The sequence below is a fragment of the Alloprevotella tannerae ATCC 51259 genome (genome assembly GCF_000159995.1).
In the GTDB taxonomy this organism is placed as follows: Bacteria; Bacteroidota; Bacteroidia; order Bacteroidales; family Bacteroidaceae; genus Alloprevotella; species Alloprevotella tannerae.
The window spans coordinates 711,790-727,478 of record NZ_GG700642.1; the positions used below are offsets into that span (position 1 = coordinate 711,790).

At 50.9% G+C, this 15,689-nt stretch carries 6 protein-coding genes; all 6 read right to left on the reverse strand.

The window, feature by feature from the left end:
• Positions 1-448: 448 nt before the first annotated feature.
• Complete coding sequence (locus tag GCWU000325_RS02985) at positions 449-6,199, reverse strand: alpha-2-macroglobulin family protein (protein WP_006254580.1); 5,751 nt, start codon at positions 6,197-6,199, stop codon at positions 449-451.
• Between the two features lie 377 nt (positions 6,200-6,576).
• On the reverse strand, positions 6,577-8,067 hold the full coding sequence (locus tag GCWU000325_RS02990) for an alpha-amylase family glycosyl hydrolase (protein ID WP_006254582.1): 1,491 nt from the start codon (positions 8,065-8,067) through the stop codon (positions 6,577-6,579).
• A gap of 99 nt (positions 8,068-8,166) precedes the next feature.
• A complete protein-coding gene (locus tag GCWU000325_RS02995) occupies positions 8,167-9,564 on the reverse strand; it encodes an Outer membrane protein SusF domain-containing protein (RefSeq protein ID WP_006254583.1) in 1,398 nt (465 codons plus the stop codon).
• A 77-nt stretch (positions 9,565-9,641) separates the two neighbouring features.
• Entirely contained in the window at positions 9,642-10,796 is a 1,155-nt protein-coding gene (locus GCWU000325_RS03000; protein ID WP_006254584.1) for a SusF/SusE family outer membrane protein, read from the reverse strand.
• Positions 10,797-10,829: 33 nt separating this feature from the next.
• A complete protein-coding gene (locus GCWU000325_RS03005; protein ID WP_006254585.1) occupies positions 10,830-12,500 on the reverse strand; it encodes a RagB/SusD family nutrient uptake outer membrane protein in 1,671 nt (556 codons plus the stop codon).
• Positions 12,501-12,520: 20 nt separating this feature from the next.
• The gene (locus GCWU000325_RS03010; RefSeq protein WP_006254586.1) at positions 12,521-15,571 is read right to left on the reverse strand and encodes a SusC/RagA family TonB-linked outer membrane protein; all 3,051 of its coding nucleotides are present in this window, start codon (positions 15,569-15,571) and stop codon (positions 12,521-12,523) included.
• Between the last annotated feature and the right edge of the window lie 118 nt (positions 15,572-15,689).

The following is a 15,689-nucleotide window of genomic DNA, read 5'->3' on the forward strand; positions in this document are numbered from 1 at the left end:
GTGTGCTTCCCCGTGCAGGCAGGCCACAAATGGCCCTATCATAACCATCAAACGAAGCACAAAGGGCGGACTTGCTATATCAAAGCGTCGCACCGGCGGAAAATTTCAATCGACCGGGCGATCGTTTGGTGGCAGCAAACGATGGTTTGGTCGGAGCAAACAATAGTTTGGCGGCAGCAAACGATAGTTTGGTGGGAGCAAACAATAAGAAAGGGGAGACAAAACAACAAGAAACAGACGCGCATCTGTTTGAGAATCAAAGATCAGAACCCACAAAGAGGGCGGCCGCTTGGGGCGTCTATACTTCGGCTGCGACAATAGCGGCGGTTGGCACTAAAAAGCAGCAATGCGAGGCAGATTTCCTCACATTGCTGCAATCTGTAGGGTGCTTGATGAATCTACGCGGGCCGCCGGAAAGCGACGGGTGGTCATCAGCTATAAAAAGGGCTTACTTGACGGTCAGCGTAAAGCTCGGCGCGAAGGCATTATACTCCGGAGCATATTGGCTCTGGGCACGAATGAGGCCGGAGCGGAAGGTGCCGATGCGCATAGCGCGACCTTCGACCGTGAAGGTTAACTTGCCTTTCGGGAATTTGCGATAGAAGTACTCGTCGCTCGCGTCGCGCACGGCGTGATATGCGCCGCTCTCCCAGTCGTACCCACTCAAGGCGGTCAGAGGTTCGAGACCGGCGGGGCGAGATGCTTTCACGGAGACGAAATCTAAGTCGCGGTCAGCACTGATGGTGATGACCTGACGCAGCGTTGCGCCCGCGTCGACCGTACTACCGTCGGCAAGTGGCTGCCACGCTTCGCCCTTTTTAATTTCCCAACGGCGCGTGATGGAAAGTCCGTTGCTCGCCGAGCGAACCTCATCGAGCGGTAAAGTATACTGCACATAGACGCTACCCCAGGCGAGGCCCTCGCCATTCTTGCGGAGCACGATATGATCGGCAGCCAGTTGCTTTTCGTCCGTAAAACTCTGGCGATCGTAGCCTACGGTCTCCTGCCCCATTTGCTGACTCTTCGCATTTACTTCCAGCACTTCCTCGCCGCGCTTCAGCGTGAAATAGAGCGGATTGGGCTTGAAGCCCTGAACCGTCTGACTCTCGCTGTTCGGACGCAAGAGGGCGTAGAGCGCATCCACCGTGGCGCGGGAGTTGGGCCAGAGTTGGGCACGCTTAGATTGGAGCAACCAAAGGCGCATAGCCTGCAGCGTGTCGCTCGTTGCGGGGCGGGTCATATCCAGCGCCTCGATAGCTGCCGTTTGTGTAGGTATCTTATACATAAACCAACTATCACTCGCGCGATCTGTATCGAAATAGCGCCCCAATGAGGGCTGCTCAACCGTATGCTGAATCAAGCTCTCCAAATCGCGAGCTACGACTTTCTTATTCTCGTACAAAGCCATCACCAATATTTTGAGTGCTTTCTGATACATCGAACCTTTGTAAGTAGCTTTCAAAGCCTTGAGCAATTTTTTCTCGTTGGCCTCCGGCTTGATGCCGAGTTTGTGAGCCAGATACAAGTAGCGCAGCGTGGTCGTCTCGTTGGCATAATTTTGCAGCCAGGCCTTGGTGAGCGGCGCCGACTTCGGGTGGAGCGCCGTGTCGACTTTCTCCGCCAAGAAGTTGAAGCCCTCTTCTAACATTTGGTCGGCCTCATCGCTACCCGTCATCACCTTGGCGCGCATCAAGAGGTAGAGGATGTTAGTCGTTTCGTAGACGTCGCTAACCTTAGCGCCATACCAGCCCCATCCACCATCGGGCAAGCGCAGCGCTTCGAGTTTGTCGATAGCACTCATCTTGCGTGCATCGATCGCGTCGGGATTGAAGAGGAGTGCCATTGCAGCGGCGTGGGTAGCCTCTTGTTCGGCCGCATTCACCCACGGAGTCTCGGCGATCAAAACTTGCTTGAGTTCGGGATTGCGCTGCAGGACGGCGGCCCAATCGTTGGTCTGCGCTTCGGGCTTCGTCAGTTGCTGCATTTCGGGGTGGCTGTCGGCAATGTACGTGGCGAGCGACACGGCATAGTAGCGCATCGCCTGCTGATAAGCCGTCTCGCCCGTATTATCGAAGAGCGCCGGCAGAGCGGAAGCTGCGTACCACGTGGGATTGGAACTGATTTCAACCGTCAGGCGCTTGTCGGCCGCTTGGGGAGATTTGCTCCACAGCGAATCGATGGCCAGCGTCATCGTACCGGCTTTCGTCATTGAGAAAGGCAAGGTGCGCGTCACTTCTTCGCGATCGCTGAGCACGGGGAGGTATTGCTGCTCGCCGTCGCTAAACTTCGCGCCGATAGCTTCCATCCGAACGGTCAGTACGGGAGCTTTGGTCGTCACGTCGTAAGGGAAAGTGATCGTCATTTCCTTTTCAAAGTCGAACATAACTTCATATTGTCGAACGATTTCACCACTGCGGGCGTCGGTTAATGTGCATCGCACGACACCTTCTGCATGCTGCGGAAGCAGATTGCGAAGCGTAGCACTCAGCACGGCGTGGTCGCCTTGACGAACAAAGCGCGGGAGGTTGGATTGCAGCATAAAGTCTTTCACGGCTACGATGGTCGTATCCATACGCCCGTTGTCCATCTCCGCATCGTGAGCTAAGGAGAGGAAACGCCAGCGCGTGAGACTCTCGGGCAAGGTGAAGCTCAACGAAACTTCACCCTTGGCGTCGGTGCGCAAAGCCGGGTGGAAGAAAGCTGTTTCATTGAAATTCTTTCTCACACTATTGGTGGGCTTTGCTGCGGAGTTTTCTTTCTTGGAGCTTGCCTTTGCAACCGAAAAACCGCAAACAGCAACTTCTTTTGACATCATTGATGATTCTTCAGACGACTCTAAATCCACAGAATCCTCGAGAGACATTGGCGAAGCCTTAAGAGAAAGCTCTGAATTTTCCGACTTTCGCGAACTTTTGACCATCATTCGACGCCTCGGATTGTAGTAAGGCTCATAAGAATCGTCTCTGTACAAATCAACTTCTTCTAATGCGTTGATTAAATCGTTTTCCCAGTCGGAGAAACTCAAACTCTCCTCGTTTTTTAAGTTGATATCGGCGCTCCAAGATAAGGAACTGATGTTGTTACGAGGCCTAAAAATACTCGCATATGAGCTTCTGCGGTCAAAATAGACAGACTTGGAAAGATTAAAATAGGAAATATCGTCGAGCGAAGCGTCGTAAAGCGTCGCCAAAACAGAACTCGGCACCGGCCGGCCGTCAGGACGCGTCACGCGAAGACGCCATTCTTCTTTTTGTCCCGGCTTTAGGCGGTCGCGGAAGCTACTCCAGCGCATCAAAAGGCGCTTGTCGGGCTGCGGGCGTTCGACTTTAAAATGTTCCGACTCGACTTCGCCGTCGCTATACAAGATTACCGTGAACGTAGCTCCATCTCCGTAAGCATCTTTATAGGCAAAGGGGAGGTGAACAATGGAACTATCGAGCGCGAGGTAGCGCTTTTCGATGATGGTATCAGGCGTGGAGGTCAGGCAATAAAGCGTAGTGTTGCGCACACCCGTTCCTACGTAAAGATCAACGCGAGATTTGTCGCCGGGAGTGGCGTTGTAGGCCCACAGCATCTCATTTGAAGGCGACTTTTTATCGTTGGTGGAGAACAAAAGCAAGTGTTTGTAAATCGTATCCGCACCCTCGACAAACGTCTCCACAATATATTTTCCGGATTTCAAGCCGGCGAGCGCGGCAGGTTTGAATGTCTTCTCCGTGTATAAAGTATCCTGCGCCACAATCTTGCCGCCGATCTTCGATCCATCGTCTAAGCGCACGACATATCGGCCTGAGGCGAGCGAAATCTTGTTTCCGTAGCCCAAACGATGCACTCTTATCTCCGGCAGTCGCTCTTTGCAGATGATAGAAGGCCAACTTACTTCCGTCCGGTAGCGCCTTGTACCGGCCATAATATAAGTTTGATCCGAGCGCGTCTCACCATCGGGCGCCACAATCGAAGCTGAGACCGACACAGTCAAGGTCGACATCGCCAGCGAATTGATTGGGGCTTCCTGAACCTCGTCCGCATCATCATCAAGCCCATATTCGTCAGACATAAACACGTCCTCGTCGACCGAAGCTGCGGAATCGACCACGCAATCCTCATCCTCCAGATAGGCAATATCATCATCGTCCTCTTCGTCCGCATTCTTGTGCGGCGGCGGCAGGAGTTTGACGGCGATGGAGAAGTTTCCCTCGTCGTCCGTCTCGGTTGTGCCTTCCGTAGTCTTTTGCTGATCCGAATAGTACCCATTCAGCGCGACCGTATAATTGACTTTCGATTTCCGAAGCGGCACACCGGAATACGTAGTTGCCTTTCCGGTGAACTTAACCTCGTCTCCAATCTGATAAGCATCCTTTGGCGTGTCCAGTTGCACTTGGAAAGTAGGGCGTTTATACTCTTCTACGTTGAAAGAAGTGCTGCCTCGCCATTTGTTGTACACAGCTTGGATCGAGAAAGTTCCGGGCAGGCACACTTCCGGCAAGGTAAAAGTTCCTCCCGCCGCACCCAGCTCGTCCGACTTCAAACGTAGCGAATCGACCATCCGACCATTGGCATCATACAACTTGAAAAGGAAAGGCAAACCTGCCTCTACGCCGATCGAATCTCCATTTTGCGTATAAACCGTAAGGCCAAACTGCACCTTTTGGCCCGGTCTATAAATGCCGCGGTCCGTATAGACGCGCACTTCATACTGTTTTCTTAGTTTCGATGTCCTGGAAAAATACCCACTAGAGTAGTCTAAATCGGGTGAAAAGGCGTCATTACCTACCGTCAAATAAGAATAATTGCCATATTCGCGTCGAGGTAGCTCAAAGAAGTAGCCCGTTTGATCCGGCTTAGCCGTAGTCGCGAGTTTGTAAGTATCATTATCTCTATTCCAACTATACGTTTTGAGCGTCCCGCCTCGTAACGGTGCGCCCGTCTTTCTATCTATCGCGATGACGCCGGCCTTCCCATTGGCTGCACTAAGGCAAATCGAAGCCACACGCGACACATACAGCGGCGTAATGTCATCATCTAATTGCAACAAGTAAATCCCCGGTTCGTCGAGCTTAAAGAAGAGCGAATCTTTATACCAAGTATAAGCCACATCGTGCTTCAACGGCTTGTTAAGCGTCTGCAAGAGTTGCCCGGTCTTCGCTATTTTAAGAAGGTCATCCCGTCCTCTGTTTGAAAACAACTGATCTGTCGTCAAGTTCGTGCGATACACTTTTACTTCCGCTTGCTTCAAATTGCGTGAAAGTACATTTAGGCGAATTTCCTCTCCCGGATAATAGACGCCTTTATTCGTGCTAAACCTCACTTCAGCGCGATTTTTACGAATCAAGAAGTTGCTTAATTCTCCTGAAAGCTCACTTTTTCCATATCGCGTCAAGCCCTCCTTCGCCAAATTGATGAGCGGTGTCAAGTCTCTCTCATATTCATCTGTGGTGGGCGCATTGATGATGGCGATGTACGTAAGTACGTTCAAGGGCAAATCGCGAAATTCCTCCTTCACCCGCATCAGCGTTGCATAGCGGGCGCTTCTAAGCACATTATCGTTGGGATAAGGCGCCGCCTTTATACTATCGAGCGTAGCGAGCAGGGCTGCGTTTCGATTACCTTGCTGCCGATAATAACGAATCACCTGATGGCGCAGATTAGCTCTGGCCGCCGTAGAGCGATAAGCCTGCTTCCAGGCTCCGTCGGCCATAAAGACGCTGAGCAAGTCGTGATTATAATACTTACTGCCCTCTTCTATATCAAACAACGCTTGATAATCCTTCGTCGTGGCCCGTGCGAGTAGCGCCGGATCTTGCATCGCCTTTCTAAGGAGCGCTACGCCGCGCTTGTAGTGAAGCGTATCGTAGTCGTGCATCGAATATAAGCGCCCCAAAAGCGCCTGCAAGATGACGAGCGACGTAGGATTTTTCGTTTTCTTCATCACCGCCTCCAAGCGCGCCACTTCCGGCAGCAGGGAGTCGGGCGAGATTTCTTCTTGCACTTGTAGCGTGAAGATCATGGAGCGGATGAGCTGCCCGTCGTTCTTTTCATTTGCAGCTTTGCGCCCGATAGTTTGTAAAATGGATAAGGCTGTTTTAGGCTTATCATCGTCAAAAGCATCCTCGTATTTGCTCCACAATTTTTCGTACGATTGTGCAGCTGCGCAAAGCACGATAAATAGCCCAACGCATAGTAATAGGTACCTCTTCATTTTGATAATGGTTTTATTCTTGCCAACAAAGGTGCATACAATTTTTTACACTCACTCGACGACAGTCTATAAATTTAGCTAAACCATAGTAAAATTCGACAAGATAAGCACGTATGGACTTCCGGAAGCAGACTTTTCAAGCAGAAGAGCCCTTTTCGCCGATTTTCAGGAGTCGTTTGGCGCACGCAATGGCGCATAGTCGAATTGTTTGCTGCCGGCAAACTATCGTTTGCTCCCACCAAACCATAATTTGCTGCCACCAAACGATAGTTTGCCGGCAGCAAACAATAAACAAATGGACACAGACAAGGTACAAAACAAAAGGAGCGGGCGAAGATATCACATCTCCGTCCGCTCAAAAGTAGCTCATCATTTATTCAAAGACAGATCTTCTGCACCGTATCACCCGCTTGGATGACGTAAGTGCCGCTCGGAAGCGTCGTCGTATAAGCATTAGTCGTCGTATTTACGAGTTTTTGGCCCGAAAGGTGCGAGATGCTCACCGCCACGGGGCTTGCTGCTGCAATAGAAACCGAACGGCCGCTAACCTTAATCAGCGGTGCGCCGGAAATGGTAGGAACGGAGGCTACATTATCACTGAGATAATAAGCCCATCCCTTGCCGGAAGCAACCAATTGATAGCCCTCGGGGACGCTCGTCGGGGCTTGCTCGCCGATGCGGCAGATCAGCGTACCCTTATCGCCTTGCGCGTGAGCCTCATAGTAACGATCGTGAACCGTCACTTCGACATCGCTCTCATTCGTCAAGCCGGCCGCGTGGCGGGCTGCAATCTGGGAGCGGATAGCTTTGCCATACTGCGTCCAATGCTTCCAGAAGACGCACGGAATGCCGGGCGAGGAAAAGAGAAACGCGTAGGCCTGCGCCACATTTCCCGTAAAGCGGTTGTCATCGCGATCCGTATCATGATTATCTACGAACGTAACCGCGTAAGCTCGGGTAGACTTGTGATGAATCAAGCCGGCGGGGCGCCAGGTCTTACCGTCCTCCTGCCAAGTCATCTTGCTGAAATCGGCTTTTGCGAGTCCGTTGTTGAGGGCATCATACTTCATAGGGAAATCAAAGGCCGTCGAGTTGTAACCCGTAGCCTCGATCCAGGCTTTACATTTGTCGTAAGAGCCATCCCAATACTCGCCTACGGAGAGATAGGGCTGCGAAGCCGTATTATAGTTGCCGACAAAGCTGCCTGCAAAGCCCTTGACGAAATCGTAGCGCCACGAATCGTAGCCAAAGTCGGCCTTGAGCCATCTGAGGTAGGCCTCTACGTCTTGCCGAACATAGGGGTTCGCGTGGTCGAGATCGCGCGCGCCACCCCAGTTTTCGCCCGTATCAGCTGCACCCGTAGCCTTGCCACGCCAATCGCCCGCATTGGGATCGGTGTTCATCTCGTCCGTATTGCAGATATGCTCAGCCGTGAGTTGGAAGCGGCCGAAAGCACCAAAGTTGTCCTCGGAAAAATCGCCCCACCCCGTGAAACCGGCTCGATGATTGATGACGATGTCTGCGATAACGTGGACGCCGGCTTGGCGGAAAGCAGCCGTCAGCCGTTTCAGGTCGTCCGGACTTCCCCAGCAAGATTGCTGATTGCTCCACTGCTGCGGATGGTAGCCGACATTGAGGCCGCCGGTCTTGTTGTCGCCTTCGCCGGTAGCAGAGGGCGGCAACCAAATCATTGTGAAACTTTTGCTAATATCGCTCACCTCGGGCAGCAATTGCGTCCAGCCCGTGAGACTTTGCGAATTCCAATAAAAGCCCTGCAACATAATGTCCTGCGAATGGCGGGGCACTTGGGCATATAAGGCGCCTGCGCCAAGAAAAAGGGCGAGGACGGAAGAAAATATACGTTTCATATCTATACAAAATAAACAATCACGAATGCGCAGTCGGCCCTAAAGGGCTTCCGATAAGACGGAGCGACTGCCACATTCGTGATGCCTGCGTAAATTATATTATTGTATGCGACCTGTATTGTCAGAGAAATTCAGGTACACACGCTCGCCGGCATTTGCAGAAACTCGCGTTTGGTCGCCGCCCGTTCCGCGATATTCAATCTTACCGCCAAGGATGATGAACTCCATCTTCCACCAGTCGATCGTAGACTTAGGCTGCACGTGGATGCGCACTTCGCCTGCGGCAGTGAGCGCGGGAGAAACAAATTCACCCGTGCGAGTCGCCGGAATGGTGAAACGGTTGGCCGGGAGAGCGCCTGTCCAGCCGCCTACCGTGTTGCCGATGAGGTAAACCTCGGGGCGGAAGACTTCCACAGCCTTGGTGTCGGCATTGACGTAGATCAAATACCAGCCGGCTGCACCAAACTTGAGGTTGCCTCCATCAACGTGAACTCCGGAAGCCGCATTGTCGCCTGCTACAACGCCGGCGAAATCATTACCCCAACCTGCTTGCGGCGCAAACTTGATCTGCTCGCCTGCATCGGCGTAGATGATCTTCCAATATTCGTCGCTCTGACCGTTGACGGGGACGAGCTTGGACCAATCGGAAGGAGCTGCGCCCCAATTATAATGACTGCCGGTCATATACAATTCGGAGATCAAACCTTTCACGGTATAGCGGAAGTTGACTGCGTCGAAAGTAATCACATACTTGCCGGTTTTCTCCAAAAGCATCGTCTGCGGGTTGTTCCATACGACAAAGTCTTCTGTAGCCGTGCTACCATTGGTCGCACAGCCGAGCGACTGATCGCTATCCTGTTCGTCGACAGCTTTCTGCCCGAAGATGCGCCAGTAACAATTGTCGGCGGTGACGGTAATCGTAGCTTCGTAGATGCCATTGCCCTTGTCGTCCATCTTTACAGCTTGGTTATACTTCCAATTGTTGAAGTCGCCAAGCAGGTAATAGTTGGCCTCGCGCGCCGGTGTGGCTGCTGGCGTGTAATTGACTTGGATGTCGTTGGTTTGTACGACAAGCGCCTGCCCCACTTTATCCTTAGCGGCAGCATTCATACGCATAGTGAGTGTACGCTGAACGGAAGCCTTGCTATTAAAGGCTACCTGAGCAACAGAGTCGAGGGCGGCCTTGGTCACGTAGATATTCTTCTCCTTGGAGAAGAAGGGAACTTCGTAAGTGCCGTTGACGATGAGCTTTTCAAAAACTACGTCGGTCAAAGCTTGATCGCTGGCGCCGAGATATACCGCCACGTTGAGCGTATCGCCGGCTTGGTCCTTGACGATATCCTTATCTGTGCCGTTGCCCAATTGAGCTGTGACGGCAGCAATGGCACCTTGCTGCGCGTTGGATTGCGGTTGAGCCCAGTCTTTGAAGTCTTCGTTGCAAGCAGAGAAGATTCCGGCCGACAAGAGCAAACCTACCATCAAAAATATATGCTTCATCTTGTGTTGTTTTATGTAAGCGACGAAGGCGGAAGCGCACAAAAAGTTGGCAACCGCCGCCTTCGCGGCTGAGTTTATTAATTGGCCACGCTGCCTTCACCCGTTGTGAAGTTGAGATGAATCTGCTGGCCTACCTTACCTTGAATTGAGTAAGCGGCTCCCTTATCTTTATTCCAGCCATCGGGGAGATCGACGTCGCGATAGAAGATCGTCTTACCATCGAGCAAGGTAAGTTCGGTGCGCCACCAGTCGATCGTCGTCTTGATCGCGATGCGGACTTCGCCCGCTGCGCTGAGGGCCGGCGAAACGAAGTCGCCATTTTCCGTAGCCGGAACAGTGAAGCGGAAGTTGTTGTTCCACTCCCACGTACCTCCGTTGGTAGCTCCGAAGAGGTAGACTTCTGCGGGAAGGAAATGGAGTGTGTAGTCTACTTTATTGCCATTGACAGCGGTTTCTACGACAACCGTGTACCAACCTGCGTTGGAGACCTTGATATTGGCACCTTCGTTAGCGGCATCGGCGGATACAAGGTTTGAACCCGTTTGATCGTCGATCGTCAATTGGCCAAAGCCTTTATCTCTACCTGCCCAAGCGTTGTCGGGGTTAACCTTAAACTCTGCATTGGCAGAGAAATAAACCACGCCGTAGAAATAGCCGGCCTTACCGTAAGCCGGATTGAGCATAACCCACTTGCTCCAATTGTCGGCAGATGGGAAACTTCCGGTGATGTACATCTTTTCGGGCAAAGTAGCCGTGACTTGCGGTGCGTAAGGCAACACTTGCGGAAGGCGAATCGTATTTGAGAGAGATTTACCCAAATTTTCGTTACCGTAAATATTGGCGCGCAAACGAATGAAGACGGGCAAAGCTGTCGTTGGCGTGACACTGCCGGCCAATTTCAGGATGGCATCATTCAATTCGGAAGCCGGCACATTCATACGGGCACTGGTATGCGTCGTAGGCAAGGCTATGAAGCTGGCAGAATCGCCCGTGAGCGATACTTCTACGGTATAAACAGTAGACGCGGGGAAACCATAGGCAGGCTGCGAGGTCGTCAGTTCGACATATTGTGCGTGCTTGAGGTCATACACGTTGTTGGCTGCAAAGGGCGGCTCATTGAGCACGAAAGATGCAGCATCTTGTAAATGCGGATTGCTGCCCGTATCTTCGCTGCAAGCAGCAAAGAAGGGTAAAGTCAAAGCGACGAGCAGCAGGGAAAATATATGTTTCATTGTTGTTGCTATTTATATAATGTCTGCCGCGGTTTAGTAGCCGGGATTCTGACTGATGTGGTCTTGCTCTTCAAACGGAATGGGATAAAGATTATACTGCGCGTTGACAGCATTGCCTTTGTAGGTGCCGCCTTTCCAATCCCACATATATTTACCTGAGGTGAAGAAGCCAAAACGAACGAGATCGCTGCGGCGACGTCCTTCAAAGTAGAACTCGCGCGACCATTCGTCGCAAAGAATCTTATCGTCAACTTGTGTGAGCGGCTGTGCGTTGGCACGACTGCGGATCACGTTGATGTCGTTCAAGACCAAAGCGGGCGCTACGCCGAGACGGTAGTTGGCCTCTGCACGCGTAAGGTAAGCCTCTGCGACGCGGAAGAGTGGAACGTCCGTATCGGGGAATTTTGAATCGTTGGGGCGGCCGCCTGTTGCGTAAACGTTGGACCATTTCAAGATGGAGAGACCGGCCGTAAAGGAGGTGATAGGCGAAGTCTGGGTGGTGCGGACGTCTTTCAAAACGCCGTCTTTCATTTCTCCACCTCCGTAGAACATAGCACGGTCATCGCGGGCTGCGAGACGAATAGCACGCACATTAGCTTCGCCATTGTCGTTTTCGTTTGTTGCCAAAGGAACATCGGAAAGCTGCTTGAAGAACTTAAGAACCATAGCTTCGCGAGCGCGGTTACACGTCCAAGCTTCGGTTGTGCCACAAGCGGGCGTACCATTGCCGCGCGTGGTAGCAATCGTGTATTCGGAGCCACTATAGCTTTGTGTCTTTTTACCGTCGCAGCGGATCGGGAAGATGATTTCCTGACGCGCCAGTTGGTTTTCTCCATTGTCGCCCATAAAGAGTTGCTCGTAAGCCGTATAACCATTGAGCGATTGCGTATTGAGCTTGTAGCCGCTCTCATTGATCACCTTATCAGAATAGTCTTTTGCGGCTTGCCATTGAGGTGTTCCGGTATAGACGCCTGCATTCAAATAGAGGCGGGCCAATAACATCCACGCAGCAGCTTTATCCGCACGACCGTAAGCTGCAGCACCGGGCTCGGAGAGTTGATCCGTAGCAGAACCATCGCTGATAGCCTTTAATTCGGCCGTGATGTAATCGAAGACGTCTCTGCGGCTCTTCTCAACGGGAATATCTGTGTTATAGTGTTCTTTAAACGGAGCCTTGCCATAGAGATCAATGAAGTAATAGTAATGGAGTGCACGGAGGAAACGCACCTCTGCGCGTTGCTTCAAGGTCTCTGCGTCAGTCTTGCCCTCTGTATTGTCGAGGAAGAAGTTGCAAAGCGTGATGTTAAACTCCAAACGGAAATAAGTCAAATTATTGAGCCCGTGAGAGGAGTTCCAGTTAAGATTCGTGAGGTCTGAAATACCCGGGTCGCTCTGCCACGTCCAAACCGTCTCGTCGGAAGGCAACTCATTGGCCTCGAATACACGACGATAAAGCGATGAATTTCCTTCATCAAACTGCGCCATATCGGGTTCCCCCTTTGTAGCATCACCTGCTGGACCTTTAATACCTGTAAGTATTAAATTACCATATATCTTTGCCAACGTTCCCATTTGGTTGAACGTTGTATTGGTTTGCGGATCTTTAATCGATTGATTCAAGTCGTTGACGCAAGACGTCGTCGAAACGGAAAGCGCCAGCAGAAGAGCCGCAGAAGTTATTTTGTTTATGAATTTTAGTTTCATAATGCGTATGTTTTTGTTTGTTAGAACTGCAAGCTTACGCCGAGCATATAAGTTGTAGGACGAGGATAGAAATTATTATCTACGCCGTTGCCGGAATCGATTTCCGGATCAAGTCCTTTGTACTTCGTAATCACAAATGGATTTTGAACGGTAGCGTAAACACGGCCGCTGATGCCACCATACTTGCCGGCCTTAAAGAGCTCACGGAAGGTATAGCCAAGCGTAATGTTGTCGAAGCGCAAGAAGCTAGCGTTGCGTACGAAATAGTCGCTCATATAATAATCTGTCTTGCCCGTGAAGCCAAGATCGACTGCCTCTTTCGTAACATTGGAATAGGCACCATTGGAATAGATACCGGCCCAAGTAACGTTAGCCTTATTGCTCAAGAAGTCATAGTAGAGGTAGTTATTCAAACTAGCGCGCATCGTAAAGCTGAAGTCCCAATTCTTATACAAGAACTTGTTGGTCATACCCATCGTTACGTCAGCTGTAGGCTTTTTGTAGACGTACTTATCATCTTCATTGATGATGCCGTCGCCATTGCGGTCTACGAAGACACCTTCCAAGGGGCGTCCGTTCTTGTCGTACACTTGCTGATAAACGTAGAAGCTATTTGCAGGTCGGCCGACGATATTGGCTTGTACTTTATTACCCAAACCGCGCGAGATGCTGTTGCCCGCTTTAATAATAGTATTGTCGCCCGTGAGCTTAGTAATCTTATTACTATTCCACGTTGCGTTGTAAGTTACTTGCCACGTGAAGTCGTTGGTAACAACCGGACGCGCATCAATAGAAAATTCGAGACCTGTATTACGGAGCGAACCGATGTTCTTCGTTACATAATTACTAAAATTAGTACCAGCCGGCACCTGAACTGTAGAAATCAAGTCGTTCGTCTCGCGATAATAGTAATCTACAGCGGCAGAGAGGCGTCCATTGAGGAGAGAAAAGTCCACACCGGCGTTCCACGTCGTCGTACGTTCCCACTTCAAATCAGGATTATAAGCTTCCGGACGATAGATCGTAAAGTATTCATCTCCGAAAGGATATTGCGCATAACTGTTACCTTGAACATAACGTGGTAAATAGTAGAAATCATAACCGATATTCTGCTGACCGGTAATACCCCAACCGAGGCGGAGCTTCAATTCATCAAGCCAGCTGACGTCTTTCAAGAAATCCTCCTGCTTAAGTTTCCAGCCCAACGCCAAAGAAGGGAACGTTCCCCAACGATGTTTTTTCGCAAAACGTGAAGAGCCATCCCAACGCATTGTGAAAGTCAAGAGGTAACGATCCAAAAGCGAATAGTTCAAGCGGCCAAAATAAGAAACGAGCGAGTTGCGATAAATGTGCATTGTCTCTTTGCGATAAGCCGGGTTATAGGGATTGGGTTTATCTAATTTCGTTCCCGTTGCATCATACCAATCAGAGCCGCTACCCTCACTGAATATACGGCGATGGAAGTGTTGTTCCTCAGCACCGGCCATCACGTCGATCATATGCTGATCAAACGTATGTATATATTGTGCATAGATATTGCCTTGCAAGTTGTATTTATAAGACTTCGCGTACCCATCCCAGCCATAATAGTTGTTGCTGAAAGAGTAAGGAGAGATCGTTGTATTCTGCAAGCCTTCCGAATAGTCACCACCGAGGTTGGCGTGGATGTGAATATCCGGGAAGAAGTGAAGCTTATAGTCTGCCTCTGCGTTACCAATAAACGTATTAGCATTTGAACGGTCGTTCTTTAAGTTGAGCAGCGCCACGGGGTTCTGCGGCGTATTCATATTTGTCGTTGCCGTCCAACCGGGATTGTTGTAGGCAGATGTAGGATCCATCTTTTGGTAATAGCCTCCCGTAAAGTTAACGTTATCCGGATTCGACGAGTACACAGGACGCGTCGGGTCGATGCCGGTTGCTGCGCCAAACACGCCACCATCAGCATAACGATTCTTAGCATTCATATACTTAGCCGTCAAATTGATCTGCAAGTGCTCCTCAAAGAAACTCGGCGACAAGTTTAAGGCTGCCGTGAAGCGCTCAAAATTAGAAGTCTTTACGATACCGTTATCATTCGTATAACCCAAACTGACACGATAAGGGAAGTTACCGAAACCGCCACTGATACTCAAGTTATGATCTGTACCTAAAGCCGTGCGATAGATTTGTTTTTGCCAATCTGTGTTGTCTGTACCGAGTGCAGGCATCAAAGCTGCCGTGGGGTCAGCAGGGTTTGCAGCGAGATATGCTTTGCGGGCAAAAGCGCGATACTCATCACCATTAAGCAAGTCGTAGGTCTTACGCGTCGTACCAAAGGAAACGTGTCCATTATATGTAACGCGCGGCGCCGATTGCTTGCTACCTTTTTTCGTTGTAATGATAATGACGCCATTACTTGCGCGGCTACCGTAGATAGCAGTTGCACTGGCATCTTTCAACACCGTATAGCTGGCAATATCTTCCGGGTTAACCATCGCAAAGGCGTTGGAGAGGCCCTGTACGCCCTCATTATCCATAGCCAAACCGTCGATAACGATCAGCGGGTCGTTAGAAGCGTTGAGCGAAGAGCCACCACGGATGCGGATCTTCGCACCTGCACCCGGCTGGCCGCCTTCCGACGCCACATTAACGCCGGCTACTTTACCGACCAACATATCCTGCGCGCTCGTTGTCAAACCTTTGGTGAGCGCGTCGGGTTTCAGAGCGGTCACGGAGCCGGTTGCGTCCGACTTCTTCACCTTTGCGTAGCCGACTACCACAGCTTCGGTCAAGTCGTTGTTTTCTTCCAATACGATTTTCAGGTTTTCCTCCGCCTTAACCGTCACGGTTTTATAACCGATATAGGAAACACGAAGCGTAGCACCCTTTTGCGTCTGCAAGGTAAAGTTACCGTTGTCATCTGTATTGGTTGACGCCTTCGTTGTCGTCGACGCCACCGTAGCAAAGACCACCGGCACGCCCTGAGTGTCTTGAACGTGTCCCTTCACCGTTATGGTCTGTGCCAAGGCGGAGAAGGAAACTAAGATTCCTGCCAGCAAGAGCAAGAATCTTTGGCTTAATTGCTTTCTCATTTGTCTGTGTTTATGATTTGTTTATTTATATATGTGTGCAATAGGATGAGTTCTTGCTACGATAGAGCGCCGTTGCGGGCTGCGTCGGCGCAAGAACATACGATAGTGCCGCAACGGC

What these genes read in the sequence shown, in the direction of transcription:
- GCWU000325_RS03000 (WP_006254584.1), bottom strand. Translation starts at nt 10,796, where the DNA reads ATGAAACATATATTTTCCCTGCTGCTCGTCGCTTTGACTTTACCCTTC.
- GCWU000325_RS02995 (WP_006254583.1), bottom strand. Translation starts at nt 9,564, where the DNA reads ATGAAGCATATATTTTTGATGGTAGGTTTGCTCTTGTCGGCCGGAATC.
- GCWU000325_RS03005 (WP_006254585.1), bottom strand. Translation starts at nt 12,500, where the DNA reads ATGAAACTAAAATTCATAAACAAAATAACTTCTGCGGCTCTTCTGCTG.
- GCWU000325_RS02985 (WP_006254580.1), bottom strand. Translation starts at nt 6,199, where the DNA reads ATGAAGAGGTACCTATTACTATGCGTTGGGCTATTTATCGTGCTTTGC.
- GCWU000325_RS02990 (WP_006254582.1), bottom strand. Translation starts at nt 8,067, where the DNA reads ATGAAACGTATATTTTCTTCCGTCCTCGCCCTTTTTCTTGGCGCAGGC.
- GCWU000325_RS03010 (WP_006254586.1), bottom strand. Translation starts at nt 15,571, where the DNA reads ATGAGAAAGCAATTAAGCCAAAGATTCTTGCTCTTGCTGGCAGGAATC.